Source organism: Vibrio brasiliensis LMG 20546, from assembly GCF_000189255.1.
GTDB lineage: Bacteria > Pseudomonadota > Gammaproteobacteria > Enterobacterales > Vibrionaceae > Vibrio > Vibrio brasiliensis.
In genome coordinates this window covers 1-20,559 of sequence record NZ_AEVS01000010.1, presented here as the reverse complement: position 1 = coordinate 20,559, position 20,559 = coordinate 1, and the positions used below count along the sequence as shown (strand labels likewise).

Here is a 20,559-nt window from a genome sequence, read left to right as displayed (position 1 = left end):
GCCATTTTAAGACACTTTGGAGGAAGGGATGCGAGTTTTAAAGTTTGGAGGATCATCATTAGCTGATGCTGATCGTTTTTTACGAGCAGCGGATATCATTGCTAATAATGCACAGCAAGAAGAGGTCGCAGTGGTGCTTTCAGCGCCGGGTAAGACGACGAATAAACTAGTCTCAGTCATTGAAGGCGCGCTGAAAAACGGCGAAGCTGAATTACAAATTGCCGAGCTAGAAGACTCTTTCCGCGATCTGTTCCAGGATATCAAGCAAGTTCTGCCAAACATTGATGGCAGTGGTTACGACAATCAGGTTAAAACCTCATTATCTCAACTTCGCCAATTCGTTCATGGCATCAATCTACTGGGTATGTGCCCGGATAACGTTAATGCTCGTATCATCAGTAAAGGTGAGCGTGTCTCAATTCAACTGATGAAGGCGGTTCTGGAGGCGAAAGGCCAGCCAGCGAGTCTGATTGACCCGATTCAATATCTATTTGCCCGTGGTGAACACTTAGAAGCGATGGTGGATGTTGAAATATCAACACAAAACTTCCGCCAAAACCCACTTCCACAAGGTCATGTTAATATCATGCCAGGCTTTACTGCTGGTAATGAAGATGGCGAACTCGTGACTCTGGGACGCAACGGTTCTGACTACTCCGCAGCAGTGCTGGCAGCCTGTCTGCGTGCCGATTGCTGTGAAATCTGGACTGACGTTGATGGTGTTTACAACTGTGACCCACGTTTAGTTGATGATGCTCGTCTGCTGAAGTCGCTTAGCTACCAAGAAGCGATGGAGCTTTCATACTTTGGAGCTTCAGTTCTGCACCCTAAAACTATCGCACCTATCGCTCAGTTCCATATTCCTTGCTTAATCAAAAACAGTTTTAACCCTCAAGGTGCTGGAACATTAATCGGCCAGGATACTGGTGAAGATAATCTGGCGATTAAGGGTATTACTACGCTGAGTGACCTGACTATGGTGAACGTATCTGGACCAGGTATGAAAGGCATGGTTGGTATGGCAAGCCGAGTTTTCGGTGCGATGTCGTCTGCCGGCGTCTCTATCGTATTGATCACTCAGTCTTCTTCAGAGTACAGCATCAGTTTCTGTATTGAAGCTGAAGATAAAGCGATTGCTGAGCAAGCTCTTAGCGAGACATTTGAACTAGAACTTAAAGATGGCCTGTTAGAGCCAGTTGATTTTATTGATGACGTAGCGATCGTAACTCTGGTTGGTGATGGCATGCGTACATCTCGCGGTGTTGCCTCTCAGTTCTTCTCTTCACTAGCTGAAGTGAACGTCAACATCGTTGCAATTGCTCAAGGCTCTTCTGAGCGCGCAATCTCTGCAGTTATTCCAGAAGATAAAATTTCAGAAGCGATTAAAGCGTGTCACGAAAACCTATTTAACTCGAAACACTTCCTTGATGTATTCGTTGTTGGTGTAGGTGGCGTTGGTGGCGAGCTCGTTGACCAGATTGGTCGTCAGCAAGCAAAACTGGCTGAGAAAGGCATCATCCTACGTGTTTGTGGTCTGGCAAACAGTAAAGGTCTGCTACTTGATAGTGAAGGTCTGCCACTGGAACATTGGCGTGACCGTATGAAAGATGCATCAGAAGATTTCAGTCTGGCACGTCTGATTTCACTTGTTCAACGTAACCACATCATCAACCCGGTTCTGGTCGACTGTACTTCAAGTGAAGCTATTGCAAACCAATACGCAGACTTCCTTGCAGCTGGTTTCCACGTAGTAACACCTAACAAGAAAGCGAACACTGCGAGCATGGCGTACTATCACCAATTACGTGATGTCGCGCGTAGCTCACGTCGTAAGTTAATGTATGAAACTACAGTTGGTGCGGGTCTTCCGGTCATCGAAAACCTACAAAACCTAATCTCTGCCGGTGATGAACTAGAACGCTTTAGCGGCATTCTTTCAGGTTCTCTATCTTACATTTTCGGTAAGCTTGATGAAGGTATGACTCTAAGTCAGGCGACTAACATCGCAAAAGACAACGGCTTTACTGAACCGGACCCTCGAGATGACCTGTCTGGTATGGACGTAGCACGTAAACTGCTGATCCTTGCTCGTGAAGCGGGTATGAACCTTGAACTTGAAGATGTCATTGTTGATCAGGCGCTCCCACCAGGTTTTGACGATTCTGGTAGTGTCGAAGAGTTTATGCAGCGTCTACCTGAAGCGGACGCTTACTTCCAACAACTTTCTGCACAAGCTGCAGAAGAGGGCAAGGTACTGCGTTATGTAGGTGAAATCGCTGATGGTCAATGCCGAGTGAGCATTGCCGCAGTGAACGAAAATGACCCTATGTTTAAGATTAAAGATGGTGAGAACGCACTGGCATTCTACAGCCGTTACTACCAGCCAATCCCATTAGTACTACGTGGCTATGGTGCAGGTACTGAAGTAACTGCAGCAGGTGTTTTTGCTGATGTAATGCGTACATTAGGTTGGAAATTAGGAGTATAGCGAAATGAGTCGAGGTATGGATGTCGTTGTTTATGCTCCTGCGTCAATCGGTAACGTAAGTGTTGGTTTTGATGTATTGGGGGCAGCTGTGTCCCCAATTGACGGCACACTGCTTGGGGATCGCGTTAAAGTTAAAGCGGGTGATGAGCCATTTAGTCTAAAAACGGCTGGTAGCTTTGTCTCTAAACTGCCAGACAATCCCAAAGAAAACATTGTTTATGACTGCTGGCGTGTGTTTGCACGCGAGCTTGATAAAAAGGGCCAAGAGCTGTTGCCACTAGAAATGACTCTAGAAAAAAACATGCCGATTGGTTCTGGATTAGGTTCTAGCGCGTGTTCAATCGTAGCTGCTCTGGATGCACTAAACCGTTTCCACGGTGAACCTCTCAATGAAACAGAGCTGCTTGCTCTGATGGGAGAGATGGAAGGCCAAATCTCTGGAGGCATCCACTATGATAACGTGGCACCTTGTTATCTTGGTGGCGTTCAGTTGATGCTTGAAGAGCTTGGCATCATTAGTCAGGAAGTTCCATGTTTTGATGATTGGTACTGGGTAATGGCTTACCCTGGCATCAAGGTTTCGACTGCAGAAGCGCGTGAAATCCTGCCATCACAATACCGTCGTCAGGACATCATTGCTCACGGTCGTCATTTAGCGGGTTTTATTCATGCTTGCCACTCTAATCAGCCTGAACTGGCGGCAAAAATGATCAAAGACGTGATCGCTGAACCGTATCGTGAGAAACTGTTGCCTGGCTTTGCTGACGCGCGTAAATACGCAGCGGCAGCAGGCGCTCTGGCAACGGGTATTTCAGGAAGTGGCCCGACGCTATTTAGTATTTGTAAAGATAAAGATGTCGCTGAGCGTGTTGCACGCTGGCTTGAACAAAACTACGTACAAAATGAAGAAGGATTCGTCCATGTTTGCCGTCTCAACAAACAGGGTTCGAACGTAACAGGAAGTGAGCTATGAAGCTGTACAACATAAAAGAAAATGACGAACAAGTATCCTTTGGCCAAGCCGTACGCCAGGGGTTAGGCCGCAATCAAGGTCTGTTTTTCCCGCAGGAATTGCCTAAGTTTGATGATATCGACGCACTGCTAGCAGAAGATTTTGTTTCACGTAGTACCAAAATCCTGTCTGCACTGATTGGTGACGAGTTAGCGGAAGAGAAAGTAAATTCAATGGTTGATGCAGCGTTCCAGTTCCCTGCACCAATCAACAAGGTTAAAGAAGGCGTTTATGCGTTAGAGTTGTTCCACGGCCCTACGCTGGCGTTTAAAGACTTTGGTGGCCGTTTTATGGCTCAGTCTTTAGCAGCGGTATCTGATGGTGGCAAAATCACTATCCTTACAGCAACTTCAGGTGACACAGGCGCTGCGGTAGCACATGCATTCTACGGCATGGAAGATATCAACGTAGTGATCCTTTACCCGAAAGGTAAAATCAGCCCACTACAAGAGAAGCTGTTCTGTACTCTGGGTAAGAACATTCACACTGTCGCGATTGATGGTGACTTTGACGCGTGTCAGGCGCTCGTTAAGCAAGCTTTCGATGACGCTGCTCTACGTGAAGAGATTGGTCTCAACTCAGCGAACTCAATCAACATCAGCCGTCTTATGGCTCAGATCTGTTACTACTTTGAAGCGGCATCTCAGCTAAGTAAAGAACAGCGCGAGAACCTGGTAGTTTCAGTACCAAGCGGTAACTTTGGTAACCTGACTGCGGGCCTGTTGGCTAAAGCTCTGGGTCTGCCAATTAAACGCTTCATCGCAGCAACTAACGCTAACGATACGGTGCCACGTTACTTAGAGACAGGTAAGTGGGAGCCAAAACCGACAGTAGCGACTACGTCCAACGCGATGGATGTGAGTCAGCCAAACAACTGGCCACGTATTGAAGAGCTATGCCAAGTGAAAGACTGGGGCTTAGAAACTCTGGGTAAAGGCGCAGTAACTGATGAGCAGAGTGCTGAGTCAGTGAAAGAGCTGCATCAACAAGGTTATCTGTGTGAACCTCATGGTGCGATTGCTTACCGAGTTCTGCAGGAGCAGCTTCAAGAAGGTGAAACAGGTCTATTCCTATGTACTGCGCATCCAGCTAAGTTCAAGGAAGTGGTTGATGATATTTTAGGTACAGATATCGACCTGCCAGGCCCGCTGGCAAAACACGCTGCAATGGAGCTTCTATCAGAAGACCTCGCTAATGACTTCGATGCACTGAAAGAAGTCCTGCGTCGAGTGCAGAAATAAGTTAACAAAGGTCGCTTAGGCGGCCTTTGTTTTATAGAGCGCTTCGCTTCGAGGATGGACTTTGTCCTACGAGAATTTAGAACGGGCTGCGCCCTTCGAGAGGTGCACGCTATAGATGCTGAGTAGGTACCTGATACAGAGTTTTTTGTTAGGGACTTACGTCTAAAATCCAGAAAAAAAGGTTGACGCTTTCACGTCAACCTTCCAAAAATTTCTCGCTTCTCGCTTCTCGCTTCTCGCTTCTCGCTTCTCGCTTCTCGCTTCTCGCTTCTCGCTTCTCGCTTCTCGCTTCTCGCTTCTCGCTTCTCGCTTCTCGCTTCTCGCTTCTCTTATCTGTTCAACGCAAACGTCGGCAGCGATAAGTGCCAGCGAATCGCGCCCAGGCGAATGATTAGAGTTGATGCTACCCCGGTTAGAAATGCGGTGTCGCTGTCGCAGCCCATAGCAAGAGCGGAGGTGTGGAAGACACCACCAATCAGACAGGCTGTCGCGTAAACTTCGCTTCGCAGTACCATAGGGACTTCACGAGCCAGTACGTCACGAATAATGCCACCGCCACAGCCGGTAATAACGCCCATGATAATCGCGACTAAGGCTGAATCCTGATAGTGCATCGCTTTATCGACACCAATGCCAACAAATACGGCCAGACCAATTGCATCACAGACAGGGAGTACCCACCACGAAAGGCGCTTTGGTCGTCTGACAATAATCATAGTCAGCAGACAGGTGATCAGAATGGTCCACAAATAGTTTGTGTCAGTGATCCAGAATACTGGTGTTGCGCCTAAAGCCATATCGCGAATGGTACCACCACCAATTGCAGTGACACTGCCAAGGACAGTGACACCAAATGGGTCCATCTTTAAGCGACCTGCAAGCAGGACTCCTGAAACAGCAAAAATTGCAGTACCGAATAAATCGATTAAATAAAGCAGCATGGAATCCATGTTACTAAAATCTCTTACTAAAAATTGCGAATAAAAAGTGAGTTCGGATTGTACGAGATATCATCAATAACCGTTAGTGTTTTTGACGTACGGTTTCAAAATACTCACAAACTTGCTCAATTGCCTTAAGGGTTCTTGGGGTTGGGCGATTTATCCAGTCAGAATTGAGCGACCAGAGATATTGATTCTGAACAGCATCTAACTGATTTCCCCACTGCTGCCACATATTATTGTCGGCCAGAGCATGCTCAGAGGAGAAGATGACGTCAGGGTTGTTGATGATTACCTGCTCCAGTCCAACCTGAGGGTAAGGCGCGGCACTGTCAGCAAAGATGTTCTCTCCGCCACAGAAAGTGAATACCTCACTCGGCCATTTGTCCTGTGCCAGAGTGATAATAGGTTGCGCACTCAACTGATAGAAATAACGTACTGGCTTACTGGTGTTGTAGTGGCTTTTCAATCTATCCAGATTTTGCCTGAAATCCGCAGCGGCCTGCTTACCGACACTTGGGTCCTCAGCGTACTCACTCAACTGTTCGATATTGTTTGCTATATCTTGTAGGGAGGTAGTTTGAGAGTAATAAATATTAACCCCGAACTGTTTTAACTTTTCTAGTTCCCCCTTTGGATTACCTGCTGGCCAGGCAATAACCAGATCGGGCTGAAGAGCAATAATTCGCTCAATTTTGATCCCTTGATAGTTGGATACTTTTTCGAGATCTTTAGCTTGATCAGGGTAGTCACTACGCTCACTGACTGCGATCAGTTTATCGCCAAGTCCAGCGGCAAAAGCCAGTTCTGTTGCGTGTGGAGCGAGACTGATGATTCTTTCCGCTGGTGCAGCAAAGCTATAGGAGGCAAATAGTACAGACAGACTGGCGACAATGAAGCGCATCTAAATTCCTTGATAGATTAAGCCCATCAACAGGCTTTGAATAATGATCCAGGCAAACATGCGCCATGCTAGTAACTTCTGCACCTGGGCTACGTGAATAGCTGAAGGGGCAATTCGACCGCCAAGCTTAGCCCGAACAGACTTCTTACCGTCATAGATAGCGGGGCCACCAAGGGAGAGTTCTAATTTTCCACCAACGGCCACCAATAACCACGCAGGCCCCGGTAGTGGCCAGGATTTGGCTTGTTGTTTAATCAGTTGTGCAGAGGCACTGACACGGTGGCCAATAGCAACCATTAGAGCGAATAGACGTAAGGGGATGAAGTCGAGTAGCGCGACTGCACGCACGGCTGCAAGTCCAAAGGGAGCATACTTTTCTCTCGAAGGGGACCAGGCACGAGCCAGTTCAACACACATCCGATAACCAAAAGCGCCGATACCGCCGCCAATGGCATACCAGAAAAGTACACCGACTACGTTACGTCCGTAGGACATGATTAGGGTTTCTGAACCTGCTTTCCCTAGTCCAAGTAATGACAATGGCGCAGTGGAACGATTGATTAATGGTTTAATCAACATCTTCGCCTGCTCTTTGTCTTCACGGGCGAGAGCTGCAACAAACTGAGCGGTAAACTTATCGGTATTACGCCAATCAATCGCCAGCAGTAAAAATGCCAGTTCAAATAGCTGTGGTTGCCAGACTAGCGGTTTTAAAGCGACAAGCACGACAAGCATAGGAGCTATCATTAGCAGCCAGGCCAGGCTACCCGAAAGCACGCTTTGTGAGTAGTTGGAGTTGATATTGACCTTGTCCGCGAGTTGTTCCGCGAACTTATGCCACAAGATTGCAGGGTGTGCTTCGCGGGGAAACGGCAGAATCAGATGACATAACAAAGCGCCCCACAAAACGAGGAGCGCTCCATTTGAGTAGAGTTGATGAAACAGATCTTCCATGACGTCTCGGAACTTACTTCAGTAGATCTACCATCTTGATAACCATTTCAGATGAGCTCTGCGCTGCTAGCGGTAGGAACTCATCAAAGCTCATGCCGGCTTCTTTGTCTGCAACATCAGAGATAGCACGAACTACAACGAATGGTACTTTGAACTGGTGACAAGTTTGAGCAATCGCTGCTGCTTCCATTTCAACCGCAACAACTGATGGGAAGTTAGTGCGGATAAACTCTTGGCGCTCAGCACTGCATACGAAAGCGTCACCAGTACAGATTAGGCCACGTACCGCGTGTTTATCTTCCATTTGAGAGAGAGCTTGCTCTGCTACGTCCATTAGTTTTGCATCAGCAACGAAAGCCGCTGGCTGCTGTGCCATCTGACCGATTTCGTAACCGAAAGCTGTTACGTCAGCATCGTGGTGACGAACTTCTGTTGAAATCACAACGTCACCAACGTTCAGGCTAGAGTCGAAACCACCTGCAGAACCTGTATTAAGGATCACGTCTGGTTGGTACTCGTCCAGCAGAATAGTGGTGCCGACCGCAGCGGATACTTTACCAATACCTGACTGAAGTAAAACAACATCAACGCCGTTGATTTGACCAGAGAAGTAGGTACAACCTGCTTTGCTTACTTCTTCACGGTTTTCAATTGCTTGTTTAAGAATAGAAACTTCTTGTTCCATTGCACCGATGATGCCGATTTTCATAATGAATCCTGTTAATTAACATGGGTCTGGTTAGATGGAGTAAGTGTAACAGAAAAGGCAAAGATGGGAACGGGCTGCGCCCTGCGAGAGTTTAGAGAGGTCGAGAATGCTTCGCTCCGATAATCGAGACCGGACTTCGTCCTGCAAGAATTTAGAACGGGCTTCGCCCTGAGGGATGTGTGGGTAAGTTGATAAAATCTATAGTGTTAAAGGGTGTTGACAGAACGACTCCTTAATAAGACATCATTTTCTCGAATCTCGAATCTCGAATCTCGAATCTCGAATCTCGAATCTCGAATCTCGAATCTCGAATCTCGAATCTCGAATCTCGATCAATTACCTATTGCTTAACCAATATACATCTCATATAATCCGCGCTTCGCGTAGCGGCTGAATCAGAGATTGGCTGCTACAAATTTAAACTTACTCTTATTAGGAGAGAATTATGTCTCTGAATGCAGAAACTAAAGCAGCAATCGTTGCTGAATACGCTCAAACTGAAGGCGATACAGGTTCACCAGAAGTTCAAGTAGCTCTACTTACAGCTTCTATCAACCACCTACAAGGTCACTTCAAAGCGCACAAAGGCGATCACCACAGCCGTCGTGGTCTTCTACGTATGGTTTCTCGCCGTCGTAAGCTTCTTGACTACCTGAAAGGCAAAAACCTTTCTCGTTACCAAGATCTAATCAAGCGTCTAGGCCTACGTCGCTAATCAGCGGCTGCATAGAACAGTTTGTCGAAAAAGGGGCTATATGCCCCTTTTTTGTTGCCTAAATTGTGCCAAACCTCTGCTAAGTAGTTTATACTACGTCCGGTTAAAACTGCCCTGGTGGTTTTATCTCCACAATACTTTTTGCATTACAGTCACCGAAGTCGGCCAAAAGGTCGCGACTATTAAAAGGTCATTGCCTGCTAGTGTTCTTTTACTAGTCGCGATTCGTAATGCCTTGAGTAACTCAATTAACTCAATCTAAGCGCATGCTTAGAGAAAGGAATAACAATGTTCGAAAAACCAGTTGTTAAAACGTTCCAGTACGGTAACCACACAGTTACTCTAGAAACTGGCGTTATCGCGCGTCAAGCTACAGCTGCCGTTATGGTAACTATGGATGACACAGCAGTATTCGTTTCTGTTGTAGGTAAAAAAGAAGCGGTTGAAGGTCAAGACTTCTTCCCTCTGACAGTTAACTACCAAGAGCGTACTTACGCTGCAGGTAAAATCCCTGGCGGTTTCTTCAAGCGTGAAGGTCGTCCATCTGAAGGTGAAACTCTGACTGCTCGTCTAATCGACCGTCCAATTCGCCCTCTATTCCCAGATGCGTTCAAAAACGAAGTTCAAGTTATCGCAACAGTTGTGTCTGTAAACCCAGACGTTCAACCTGATATCGTAACTATGATCGGTACTTCTGCTGCACTAGCAATCTCTGGTATCCCATTCAATGGTCCTATCGGTGCTGCACGTGTTGGTCACATCGACGGTCAGCTAGTACTTAACCCAAGCAACACTGAGCTAGAAACTTCTAAGCTTGATCTTGTTGTGGCAGGTACAGAGTCTGCAGTACTAATGGTTGAGTCAGAAGCTGACAACCTAACTGAAGAAGAGATGCTAGCTGCAGTTGTTTACGGTCACGACCAGCAACAAACTGTTATCTCTGCAATCAATGAGTTCGCTGCTGAAGTTGCTACTCCAGCTTGGGACTGGGTTGCTCCTGAAGAGAACACAGCTCTTACAACTAAGATCGCTGAACTAGCAGAAGCTAAGCTTGTAGAAGCTTACCAAATCACTGAAAAGATGGCTCGTTACGACCGTATCCACACGATCGCGGCAGAAGTTAACGAAGTGCTACTTGCTGAAGATCCAGAAGCGAACACTAAAGAAATCCACACTATCTTCCACGATCTAGAGAAGACAGTTGTACGTCGCAGCATCATCGCTGGTAACCCACGTATCGACGGTCGTGAGAAAGACATGGTTCGTGCTCTGGACGTTCGTACTGGCGTTCTTCCACGTACTCACGGTTCTTCACTATTCACTCGTGGTGAGACTCAGGCGCTTGTAACTGCGACTCTAGGTACGCAGCGTGACGCTCAAATCATCGACGAGCTAACTGGTGAGCGTAAAGATCACTTCCTACTACACTACAACTTCCCTCCATACTGTGTAGGCGAAACTGGTTTTGTAGGTTCTCCTAAGCGTCGTGAAATCGGCCACGGTAAACTAGCTAAGCGTGGTATTGCTGCAGTAATGCCATCTGTAGACGAGTTCCCATACACTGTACGTGTTGTATCAGAAATCACAGAATCTAACGGTTCTTCTTCAATGGCTTCTGTATGTGGTACTTCTCTGGCTCTTATGGATGCTGGTGTTCCAATTAAAGCTTCTGTTGCTGGTATCGCAATGGGTCTGGTTAAAGAAGGCGACGATTTCGTTGTTCTTTCTGACATCCTTGGTGACGAAGACCACCTAGGTGACATGGACTTTAAAGTAGCTGGTACTAACGAAGGTATCACTGCGCTACAGATGGATATCAAGATCGAAGGTATCACTAAAGAGATCATGCAAATTGCTCTTAACCAAGCGCAAGGTGCACGTAAGCACATCCTATCTGTAATGGATGAAGCGATTTCTGGTGCTCGTGAAGATATCTCTGAGTTCGCTCCGCGTATTCACACAATGAAGATCAGCGCTGAGAAGATCAAAGACGTTATCGGTAAAGGTGGTGCAGTTATCCGTGCTCTAACTGAAGAGACTGGTACTACTATCGAAATCGAAGATGACGGTACAATCAAGATTGCAGCAACTGAAGGTACTGCAGCTAAAGAAGCTATCCGTCGTATCGAAGAGATCACTGCTGAAGTTGAAGTAGGTCGTATCTACACTGGTAAAGTTGCTCGTCTTGCTGACTTCGGTGCATTCGTAACGATTCTTCCAGGTAAAGATGGTCTGGTACACATTTCTCAAATCGCTGACAAGCGTGTAGAGAAAGTGTCTGACTACCTGGCTGAAGGTCAAGAAGTTCAAGTTAAAGTTCTTGAAATCGACCGTCAGGGCCGCGTTCGTCTAAGCATGAAAGAAGCGGTTGAAAAGACTGAAGAAGCTGCAGCTGAAGAGAAACCTGCTTCAGACGCATAATGCGAGCGGACCAGGCGAATTAGCCTAATACGCTAAAAGCATGTTATAAAGGGAGCATTAAGCTCCCTTTTTTAATGCGGATGACTCTGGGTGAAAACCCAGTAACAGGAGTACTGATCTGTGAAATGGTTTCAAACCGCTAGCCTTAGCCTTGCTCTGTTGATTACAGCGGGCTGTGCATCTACCTCAAGCAACGACGCTCAGTGGTTATATCCACCAATGGCGGTTCCTTTACAAGCAAGTGTTCAACAAGAAGTGCAGATTGCGCGTTTGTCGCAACTCCTGCAGAGACCAGATCTTTCTAATGACATTCGTGCCAAGATGCTTTTTGAGCGTGGTAATTACTACGACAGTGTTGGTCTGAGAGATCTTGCAAGACTCGATTACAACCAGTCGCTAGCGCTTAACCCTGCTCAGCCAGATCTGTTTAACCTACTTGGCGTTTACTTCACCCAGGTCGGTGAGTTTGATGCCGCTTATGATGCGTTCGACTCGACTCTTGAGCTAGCACCAGATAACTCATATGCCGCACGAAATCGTGCAATCGCACTTTACTATGGTGATCGTATCGACTTAGCTTTGGAAGATATGCAGAAGCACTATCTTGAAGATCCGAGCGACCCATTTAGAGCACTATGGCGTTACATCATTAAGATGGAAAAAGAGCCACAGATTGCTCGCCAAGAACTGATTGACAGCTACCAGGCTCGTGATGAGCAGTGGGGGTGGGTACTGGTTGCGATCACCCTGGGCGATGTCACTGAAGATCAGGCATTTAAAGCTATCTTAGCCGGTACGCGGGACAATACCGTATTGGCTCAGCGTTTAACGGAAGCCTACTTCTACCTTGGTAAGCGTTATCAAACGGAAGGTGACTACGCGAGCGCTATTTCACTTTATAAACTCGCAATCTCGTTTAACGTCTTTGAATATGTTGAGCATCGATACTCTTTCCTAGAACTCAATCGTATCTACAACCAGGTTAAGGCTGAGCATTTAGCTAAGAACAAAGAGAAAGCTATGCAGGCGAAAAATAGCCACTGATAGTGTGAAACTTGAAAAGCCGCTGTTCATCAGCGGCTTTTTTATTGCCTGATGAGAATATGAAGGCTAAAATAGTTAGCCTTGCTAACTAAATCTGTAAATGATGACACTAGAAAATAGCTTGATGGAGTTAGAGCGATTTTGCTCAAAAGCGTGGCGAGTCCATGCCAAAGAGGATTCGTTATCTAACCTTAGTTTTAATGAATATGATTACCTAAGGGTAATTGAAGAGCATGAGCAGGGAATTCGTATTACGGATTTAGCTCAAGAGATGCAGGTGAGTAAGCCTTCAGCGTCGAATATGGTCGCAAGGTTAGAGAAGAAAGGTTTAGTCTCGCGTATCTCATGTGCCGAAGATGGACGTTCAAAACGGGTAATTCTGACTGAGCAGGTGATTAAGGACCTGTCGTTAGAGCAAGTGGTTTATCGTAGCATTGCCGAGTCAATGAACAACAAACTGACTGAGGCGGAGAGCCGTCAACTGATTAGCTTGCTAGAAAAATCACTTAAGTAACCGAGTATCAGAAAAATTTTGTCTATTTAGTTAGCCTTGCTAACTAGTGGTGAGAAAAATGCAAACATCCATTTATAAACAATTTTGGAAATACACAATTCCAACCGTAGCTGCGATGCTGGTGAACGGCCTGTATCAGGTTGTTGATGGTATCTTTATTGGCCGTTATGTCGGTGCCGATGGACTGGCGGGCATTAATGTCGCGTGGCCGATGATCGGCTCTATTCTCGGTCTTGGGATGCTTGTTGGCGTCGGTACCGGAGCTCTGGTCTCTATTCAACAGGGTAAGCAAGACAACCAAGGCGCTAAGCAAATCCTGGCGACTGGTCTGTTGTTACTGATTGCTTTGGTACCAGTGGTATCGGCACTGCTGTTCCTTTTTGCTGACGATTTTCTGCGTTGGCAAGGAGCCGAAGGGCGCGTGTTTGAGCTCGGTCTACAGTATTTGCACATTTTGATTGGAGCGAGTGTCTTCACCTTAGGCTCGATTGCGATGCCATTTTTGCTGCGTAACGATGAAAGCCCAAACATCGCGACATTTTTGATGGTTGTGGGTGCAGTGGTTAATATCGTGCTGGATTACCTGTTGATTGCATTGTGGGGCTGGGAACTGACTGGTGCCGCTCTGGCGACAGCAATCGCTCAGGGGGTTGTGACCTTACTTGGATTTGCATATTTCTTTTCTTCTCACGCGAAACTTCGCCTACAGTGGAAAGATTTACGCTTAAAGCTAGCGACGATCCCAAACATCTTTGCCATTGGCGCATCAAGCTTCTTTATGTACGCCTATGGCTCAATGATGGTCGCGCTGCATAACGCGCTGTTTTCTCAATATGGCGATCAATTGATGATTGGCGCCTACGCAATTCTTGGTTATATCGTGACGGTGTATTACCTGACAGCAGAAGGTATCGCCAACGGTATGCAGCCTTTAGTGAGTTACAACCATGGGGCAAGAAATCAACAAAACATTCGTAAGTTACTTAAGGTTGCGATGTACAGCTCGGTGCTGGTTGGCGTGGTGTTTGTGGTGCTATTGAACCTGTTCCCAACTCAGTTTGTATCTGTTTTCAATAAGGAAGATGCACAGCTGGTGGAGTATACGGTTCTGGGTATTCGCCTACATATGTTTGCTTTGGCACTGGATGGCTTCCTAGTGGTGGCGGGTGCTTACTACCAGGCAATTAACAAGGGTAGTAAAGCGATGTTTGTAACGGTCGGAAATATGTTAATTCAGCTACCATTCCTATACATCATGCCTAAGTTGTTTGGTGTGCCGGGGATTTGGATTGCGTATCCGTTATCTAATATAGCCCTGAGTGTGGTGGTTATGACCATGTTGTGGAAAGACGTTAAGCGCTTCCAGGTTACACCCGGTGAGCAGGCTACTGTATAAAAATAAAGGGCTCAACTGAGCCCTTTTCTATTTCCGTAACTAGACGTTTTTAATTTCCAGACCAGCCAGCTGATGCCAGTAGCCGTTACATTGGCGACTCTCGATCGGAACCGGGCTTTGGCCACTTTCGTTAGCTCTGAATTTATCGACTTGTGAGAAGGTATCAACACCAAGTGGACTTAAACGAACAACATCTACCAGACCTTTCATACTAGGCAGGTCATTAATCAGGTTATAGCAGTAGCCAGACTGGGTTTGGATACCGTTGAGGTTGAACACTTCCTGTCCTTCCTGACTGCTAACCTGAATACCGGTTGGGTACTTGATACAGCAAGTCTCACAATCATCTTTAGCTTTATCTTCTGCTCTGGCAGTAAAGCAGCGAGCGGAGTAAGCCAAAGGCAGGTAGCCGTGGCTGAACACTTCAACTTCAAACTTACCCTTGATACCAATCTCATCGCACTGAGTCAGTACGTTAGAAAGCCATTCCCGTGATAGCTCTACAGGCATACACCAGCGAGTCATGCCTTGCTTAAGGAACAGGTTCAGCGTGTGGGCATTGTAAGTATTGACCGCAGGGCCAACCACAAACGGTACCTTACGCTCAGAGGCTAGCTGGATTGCAGAAACGTCATTCGCTTCAATGGCAAAGTCACCGTTGTCGATGTACTTCTTCATCACGTTAACTTCGCTTGGAGCTTCAAGCAGCGCCATAGTAGACAGTACAACCTGTTTACCTGCAGAGCTCAACTCCTTAGCAATGTCGAACCAGTGATTAGGTTTCATTTCACGACGCTTAGAACAGACGCTTTCACCTAAGTAGATGATATCAGCAGAACTGTTTTTCGCCTGATTATAGAAATCTTCCACATCCTGTTTTGGCCAGAAATAGAGTAGTGGGCCAAGCGCGTATTTCATATTGTTTTCCATAGTGACCTCTACTGCCATTTACGGTGGTATGCACCGAGAGTGGTTTGTTTACCTTCAGAGACGTTAGCTAACGTCGCATCCCAGGCGGCTTCGACCTGATAGCCACCAGGGTTAGCCAGATAACGATCAATAGCGGCACGCCAGGTACGGGTCACTTGTTCAACATATGCTGGACTGCGTTGACGACCTTCAATCTTGACTGATGCAACGTTGGCTGCGAATAGCTCAGGTAGCATTGACAATGTGTTCAGGCTTGTTGGCTCTTCCAGCGCATGGTAAGCCTTGGTTTGGTCTTCAAGGTCAGCAGTGAAGCGGCCTTTACACAGAGTAGGGTAGCCTGCATTTTCACCATCGCTGTAGCGGTCGATAAGAATGTTATTCAGGCGAGACTCAAGACCCTGTTCAGTCTCTTGCCAGCGAACATATTTTGCCGGAGAGCAGGCACCGACAGTATTTGGTGATTCGCCAGTCATGTACGAAGATAGGTAGCAACGGCCTTCTGACATGATGCACAGACTACCGAAAGCGAACACTTCAAGCTCTACATCACTGGTGATATTGCGTGATAACTGTTTAACCTGATGGATGGAAAGTACGCGAGGCAGTACGACACGCTTAACGTTAAAGTTGTTCTTGTAGAAGTCGATAGCGGCAACGTTAGTTGCAGACGCTTGTACTGAAAGGTGAAGTTCCAGATCCGGATGTTTGCGCGCTGCGTAATCGAGCACAGCAATATCGGCGACAATCAGCGCATCCACACCGTTATCCGCTGCGCGATCGACCGCATCTGTCCAGCGGGAGAAACCATCGGGATGAGCGAATGTGTTAAGAGCGACATGAATCTTCTTATCATGATCGTGAACATACTGAACCGCTTTTTCGAGTTTCTTACCTGTAAAGTTTAACCCTGCAAAGTGGCGGGCATTGGTATCATCTTTAAAACCGATGTAAACCGCATCAGCGCCACAATCAATTGCAGTTTTTAGGGCAGGTAAATTACCTGCTGGGCATAGGAGTTCCATTGCTCTTACCAAGACTGTCTCATAAAAATTGCTGAGCATTTTATGAAGAATTATGAATGGCGAATTTGATGTAAGGCAGGTTTGAGTGAGTTTCTAAGTGAAATACTCACTTGGAGTTAGTTTTTGTGGCGGCGATTCTGTGCAAACAGCTCTTCAACTTCTTGTCTTGGTTGAGGTCTGTGGAAATGGAAGCCTTGAATAGAGTTACAGTTGAGGTTGGAGAGTAGGGTTGCTTGCTGCTGTGTTTCGACGCCTTCTGCGACGACAGTAAGGTTGAGAGATTTACCCAGATTGATGATGTTTTCAATGACGGTAATCTGTTTTGGTAAGGTATCGATATCTGAGATAAACGCGCGGTCTATCTTGAGTTCATCGATTGGGAACCTTGCTAAGTAAGAGAGCGAAGAGTAACCAGTACCGAAATCATCAATCGACAGCGCAAAGCCTAAGCGCTTGATCGCATTCAGCATTTGTAAAGTATGTTCACTGTCACTCATTACTGCACTTTCAGTCAGTTCGAAAGTGATGCAGCTAGGATCCAGTTCAGTCGTCCGGAGTAACTTCTCCATATAATCGATCAGCTTAGGGTTGCCAAACTGTTCAGGAGAGAGGTTAATTGCCACGCGACCCGGTAAAATCCCCTGCAGCTTCCAGCGCTTAACGGTGGTGAAAACTTCACGCATCACGACTCGACCCAAGTGTTCGATCAAGCCAGCACGTTCAGCAACTGGGATAAATGCTCCTGGGCTGATATAGCCTTCAACCGGGTGTTTCCAGCGAATCAGTGCTTCTGCACCATTGATACTGAAATCACGGGCGTTGACCTTAGGCTGATACCACACCTCAAGTCCATTCTGCTGCAGCGCTTTCTGCAGTTCGATCTCTAGCCATAAACGCATGCGCGCTTCTTTATTCATTTGATCATTAAATTTGATCAGACGATTTCGGCCACGATCTTTCGCTTCGTACATCGCGGTGTCAGCATTCTGGAGCAGGATGCGAGCATCGTTACCGTCGCCCGGGTAGGCAACACTACCGATAGAGCAAGCGAGGCGCTTACTGAAATGGTGAAGATCAAACGGCTGGTTAACCAGGGAGATAATGCGTTCTGACAGCATTTCAGCCATACGGTTATTTTCAGGTTCTGGCAATATAATGCCAAACTCATCTCCTCCTAAATGCCCTAATATCGCATGCTGCGGTAGAAGACGCTTAAGACGAGAAGAGACCTCTTTGATCACCTTGTCACCAATGTGGTGGCCAAGTGAGTCATTGATATTCTTGAAGTTATCGATATCAAGGTAGAGCATGATCAAAGCGGTGTCGTTGTGAATCAGCTGCTCCAAACGCTTGGTGAAACCAAAGCGGTTATATAAACCTGTGAGAGAGTCCAGATGGGCATCTTCTTGGTTCGATGGAGAGAGCAACTTAGGCGCCGCATCAGCATCCTGAATCAGCACTAACTGGGAGTCGCTGCCCAGAATCATAGTTGCATCCGCCATTAGCTGAACTTTACGCTCAAAGCCACAACGGGGACCCGTGAGGCAGGTCAGCGGTGCTTCACCTAATGAGCTGACTAACGATTCAGAAAAAACGGTTTTAGTTTTCTCATCAACGAATAGTCGCGACAGGCTTTCGCCAAGCACATCCTGAACAGATTCAAAGCCAAGTAACCTCAGCGCCGCAGGGTTAGCAGAAATGATGCAGTCATCTTCCACAAGCATGACCCCTTCCGGTACTAAAGAGGTCAGGGTAGAAAACTTACCTTCTGATTCTTCCAGAGAGCGGATAAGAATTTGCTTTTCTGATGTGTCTAAGGCGTGAAAGATAATGTGCTCTATCTTGCCATCATTGTTGAGCGGGGAGATGTTGAAATGGAGGCTAGTCTCTAGGTCGAGATCACCCATTGTCATTTCGGCTTCAATCGATTCGCCTTTAAAGGCTCGCTCGTAATAGGGCTTGAGGTGGTTATAGAACTGTTGGCCCATGATTTGAGAGTCACTCATACCAACTAACTCAGAAGGAGTTAGACCTGCAATATCACAATAGCGTCCGTTAACCACGGCATAATTATGCTGGTTATCTAAGATGGCGAAAAAAAACGGACTGTTAGCCGTTATCTCCTTAAACCAGTGCTGTAATTGTTGCGATAGCATCAAGTTTTTCCGACTCTCCAAAGAGCTATTGAACCACAGAGGTAACAAATATGAGTAATGTAATAACTATAACTGTCATTGCCCGTAGTTTAAAGAGTTTAGGCCATCACGCAGATTCTTTGACAAATAACAGGAATCGACAGTTAAACATACTCTATGATGGGCAATTCCAACCAACAAAGTAACGGATAATTCGCGTGATTAACAAGATTCGCACCCAACTAGTTCAAAACGCTGCATCAATTTTGCGATCTCCAGTCCACTTATTGCCTCAAACTGTACAAAAAAAAGCCTTGCTTGAAGGCCTTAAAACTGTCTTTAAAGAGGCTCTTGAAGATGGGGATTTTGAGTTTCTTGAAGGTAAGTGGTTAAAAGTTGAAGTAAAAGACATGCAACTGAGTTGGCTGATTAGCTACCAAGATGAACAACTTGTCGTCGCTGATCAAAGTGTGAAAGAAGATGTCTTGTTTAGTGGCAATCTTAATGACCTGGTTTTGATTGCTGGACGTAAAGAAGATCCAGACACGCTGTTCTTCCAACGTCGCTTGACGATTGAAGGGGATACAGAACTAGGACTCGAAGTGAAAAACCTGATGGACAGTGTTGACCTCGACTCACTACCTAAAGCTCTGCAGACTTTGTTAAATCAGCTAGCCGAATTTGTGCAAAAAGGCTTACAATCGCCTGCAACACAGAAAGAGGTTGTAAATGCTTATTCGAACTGAAGCTCCTGCAGACATACTGGCAGTCGATAAACTACTGAAAAGTACTTTTGAGACAGAGGCCGAGGCTAACTTAGTGATGAAACTAAGAGAAAATGGTCGTCGTACTTTATCTCTCGTTGCTTGCAACGATGAAGGTGAAGTGGTTGGTTATGTGCTGTTTAGCCCTGTGACATTAGAGGGAGAAGACCTCAACTGGCAAGGACTTGCTCCACTGGCTGTCCATCAAGATTACCGTAATAAAGGTATTGCCGCTGAGATTGTTAAAGAAGGTTTGTCTTCTTTATTAGAGTTTGGTTATCCGGCGTGTGTTGTTTTAGGTGATCCAGCCTATTACTCTCGTTTCGGCTTCGAAGCGAGCGAAAAACACAATATGCGTTGTGAGTGGGATGTCCCACAAGGCGCGTTTCAGGTACTCGGCCTTGCTCAAGGTGAGTTGGAAAACCGTAACGGTTTAATCGAGTACAGCGCAGAATTTTCAGAGCTTTAGGATTGTTGCTAGTGGTAAAGGATGAAAAATTCTCGTTTTGTCCTTTTTTTGACCGCTTGGCTGTTAGTGGCTAATTTTTTGCAAAAATCTACTTGTCAGCATTAGCGCGTTTCGCTAGTATTGCTCGGCCTTCGGTAAGGAGGTCGCTAGCCTTGTTCAAAAACAACTGAAAAGTAACGTTTTCGAGCGGCGCTGGCTCAACAATTTGGAACATAGGTGGAAATCATGTTTACAGTTCTACTTGTGATTTACCTGTTGGCAGCGGTTGGTGTAATCGGCCTAGTGTTGATTCAACAAGGTAAAGGCGCAGATATGGGAGCCTCATTCGGTGCAGGCGCATCAAACACAGTGTTTGGCGCAAGCGGCTCAGGTAACTTCCTAACCCGAATGACTGCAATTTTTGCAACAGTATTTTTCGTCATCAGCTTAGTGCTAGGCAATATGTCTACACACAAAACTGAATCTCAGTGGGTTGACCCAACACAAGGTCAAGTTATCCAGCAAGCTGACGATGCGAGTGACATTCCAGCACCTCAGGGTGATGAAATTCCTCAATAAGCTATTTTCTAGCTGAGAAATAGAATTAGCTGCCGAGATGGTGAAATTGGTAGACACGCTAGCATGAGGTGCTAGTGCCTTAGGTGTGAGGGTTCGAGTCCCTCTCTCGGCACCATTGATTTACAAACTTGTAAAACACCTTGGAGAGCGTATAATGCTCGACAAGTCGGACGCGGGGTGGAGCAGCTTGGTAGCTCGTCGGGCTCATAACCCGAAGGTCGTCGGTTCAAATCCGGCCCCCGCAACCAATCCTGTTAGGATTTGGACAAGTTTGCGCAGTAGCAATACTGCGAGTTAAGCGGCATCGATTTCGTTTAACGTATCAGGGTCCAGCAACAAAAA

The 20,559-nt window shown here is 46.4% G+C and carries 18 protein-coding genes and 2 tRNA genes; 13 read left to right on the top strand and 7 right to left on the bottom strand.

Going from position 1 to position 20,559, the window contains the following annotated elements; genetic code table 11:
- Positions 1 to 28 precede the first annotated feature (28 nt).
- From thrA to thrC, 3 genes are read left to right on the top strand one after another with little or no spacing between them, the layout of a single operon-like run.
- Positions 29 to 2,488, top strand: a complete 2,460-nt coding sequence (gene thrA, locus RH46_RS02345) for a bifunctional aspartate kinase/homoserine dehydrogenase I (protein WP_006877795.1) — start codon at positions 29 to 31, stop codon at positions 2,486 to 2,488.
- Between the two features lie 16 nt (positions 2,489 to 2,504).
- A complete protein-coding gene (gene thrB, locus RH46_RS02340; RefSeq protein ID WP_006877794.1) occupies positions 2,505 to 3,461 on the top strand; it encodes a homoserine kinase in 957 nt (318 codons plus the stop codon).
- Entirely contained in the window at positions 3,458 to 4,741 is a 1,284-nt protein-coding gene (gene thrC, locus RH46_RS02335; RefSeq protein ID WP_006877793.1) for a threonine synthase, read from the top strand. Before thrB ends, thrC begins: the two co-directional genes overlap by 4 nt.
- Before the next feature lie 329 nt (positions 4,742 to 5,070).
- Here the strand turns inward: thrC and RH46_RS02330 are convergent, their stop codons facing one another.
- From RH46_RS02330 to mtnN, 4 genes are all read right to left on the bottom strand, one after another.
- Positions 5,071 to 5,691, bottom strand: coding sequence for a TRIC cation channel family protein (locus RH46_RS02330; protein ID WP_006877792.1), 621 nt, complete (start codon positions 5,689 to 5,691; stop codon positions 5,071 to 5,073).
- A gap of 73 nt (positions 5,692 to 5,764) precedes the next feature.
- Positions 5,765 to 6,586: a vitamin B12 ABC transporter substrate-binding protein BtuF gene (gene btuF / locus RH46_RS02325; protein WP_006877791.1), complete on the bottom strand. Its 822-nt coding sequence runs from the start codon at positions 6,584 to 6,586 to the stop codon at positions 5,765 to 5,767.
- Entirely contained in the window at positions 6,587 to 7,540 is a 954-nt protein-coding gene (locus RH46_RS02320; protein WP_006877790.1) for a cobalamin biosynthesis family protein, read from the bottom strand.
- A 13-nt stretch (positions 7,541 to 7,553) separates the two neighbouring features.
- Positions 7,554 to 8,249: a 5'-methylthioadenosine/S-adenosylhomocysteine nucleosidase gene (gene mtnN / locus RH46_RS02315; RefSeq protein ID WP_006877789.1), complete on the bottom strand. Its 696-nt coding sequence runs from the start codon at positions 8,247 to 8,249 to the stop codon at positions 7,554 to 7,556.
- Positions 8,250 to 8,694: 445 nt separating this feature from the next.
- On the opposite strand from mtnN, the gene rpsO reads away from it, so the two are divergent.
- The 5 genes from rpsO (at position 8,695) to RH46_RS02290 (ending at position 14,339) form a co-directional block, all read left to right on the top strand.
- Positions 8,695 to 8,964, top strand: a complete 270-nt coding sequence (gene rpsO / locus RH46_RS02310) for a 30S ribosomal protein S15 (protein ID WP_005472830.1) — start codon at positions 8,695 to 8,697, stop codon at positions 8,962 to 8,964.
- A 288-nt stretch (positions 8,965 to 9,252) separates the two neighbouring features.
- On the top strand, positions 9,253 to 11,385 hold the full coding sequence (gene pnp, locus RH46_RS02305; protein ID WP_006877788.1) for a polyribonucleotide nucleotidyltransferase: 2,133 nt from the start codon (positions 9,253 to 9,255) through the stop codon (positions 11,383 to 11,385).
- Positions 11,386 to 11,505: 120 nt separating this feature from the next.
- Entirely contained in the window at positions 11,506 to 12,429 is a 924-nt protein-coding gene (nlpI, locus tag RH46_RS02300; protein ID WP_006877787.1) for a lipoprotein NlpI, read from the top strand.
- 103 nt (positions 12,430 to 12,532) lie between these two features.
- Positions 12,533 to 12,943 carry a MarR family winged helix-turn-helix transcriptional regulator gene (locus tag RH46_RS02295; protein WP_040894897.1) on the top strand — a complete coding sequence of 137 codons (411 nt, stop codon included), beginning with the start codon at positions 12,533 to 12,535 and terminating at the stop codon, positions 12,941 to 12,943.
- Between the two features lie 58 nt (positions 12,944 to 13,001).
- On the top strand, positions 13,002 to 14,339 hold the full coding sequence (locus RH46_RS02290; RefSeq protein WP_006877785.1) for an MATE family efflux transporter: 1,338 nt from the start codon (positions 13,002 to 13,004) through the stop codon (positions 14,337 to 14,339).
- Positions 14,340 to 14,378: 39 nt separating this feature from the next.
- On the opposite strand, the gene RH46_RS02285 is transcribed toward RH46_RS02290, so the two are convergent.
- From RH46_RS02285 to RH46_RS02275, 3 genes are all read right to left on the bottom strand, one after another.
- A complete protein-coding gene (locus RH46_RS02285) occupies positions 14,379 to 15,257 on the bottom strand; it encodes a U32 family peptidase (protein WP_006877784.1) in 879 nt (292 codons plus the stop codon).
- Positions 15,258 to 15,277: 20 nt separating this feature from the next.
- Positions 15,278 to 16,291 carry a ubiquinone anaerobic biosynthesis protein UbiU gene (gene ubiU, locus RH46_RS02280; protein WP_006877783.1) on the bottom strand — a complete coding sequence of 338 codons (1,014 nt, stop codon included), beginning with the start codon at positions 16,289 to 16,291 and terminating at the stop codon, positions 15,278 to 15,280.
- 116 nt (positions 16,292 to 16,407) lie between these two features.
- Positions 16,408 to 18,447 (bottom strand): sensor domain-containing protein, encoded by a 2,040-nt coding sequence (locus RH46_RS02275; RefSeq protein WP_006877782.1) that lies wholly within the window; start codon positions 18,445 to 18,447, stop codon positions 16,408 to 16,410.
- Between the two features lie 197 nt (positions 18,448 to 18,644).
- Between RH46_RS02275 and ubiT the strand changes: the two genes are divergently transcribed.
- The 5 genes from ubiT to RH46_RS02250 all read left to right on the top strand — a co-directional run bounded on the left by ubiT (position 18,645) and on the right by RH46_RS02250 (position 20,465).
- Positions 18,645 to 19,172: a ubiquinone anaerobic biosynthesis accessory factor UbiT gene (ubiT, locus tag RH46_RS02270; RefSeq protein WP_006877781.1), complete on the top strand. Its 528-nt coding sequence runs from the start codon at positions 18,645 to 18,647 to the stop codon at positions 19,170 to 19,172.
- The gene (locus RH46_RS02265; protein WP_006877780.1) at positions 19,156 to 19,659 is read left to right on the top strand and encodes a GNAT family N-acetyltransferase; all 504 of its coding nucleotides are present in this window, start codon (positions 19,156 to 19,158) and stop codon (positions 19,657 to 19,659) included. Before ubiT ends, RH46_RS02265 begins: the two co-directional genes overlap by 17 nt.
- Positions 19,660 to 19,884: 225 nt before the next feature.
- A complete protein-coding gene (secG, locus tag RH46_RS02260; protein ID WP_006877778.1) occupies positions 19,885 to 20,217 on the top strand; it encodes a preprotein translocase subunit SecG in 333 nt (110 codons plus the stop codon).
- A gap of 31 nt (positions 20,218 to 20,248) precedes the next feature.
- Positions 20,249 to 20,332 (top strand) — tRNA-Leu (locus RH46_RS02255).
- A gap of 56 nt (positions 20,333 to 20,388) precedes the next feature.
- A tRNA-Met gene (locus RH46_RS02250) sits at positions 20,389 to 20,465 on the top strand.
- The last annotated feature ends 94 nt before the right edge of the window (positions 20,466 to 20,559 follow it).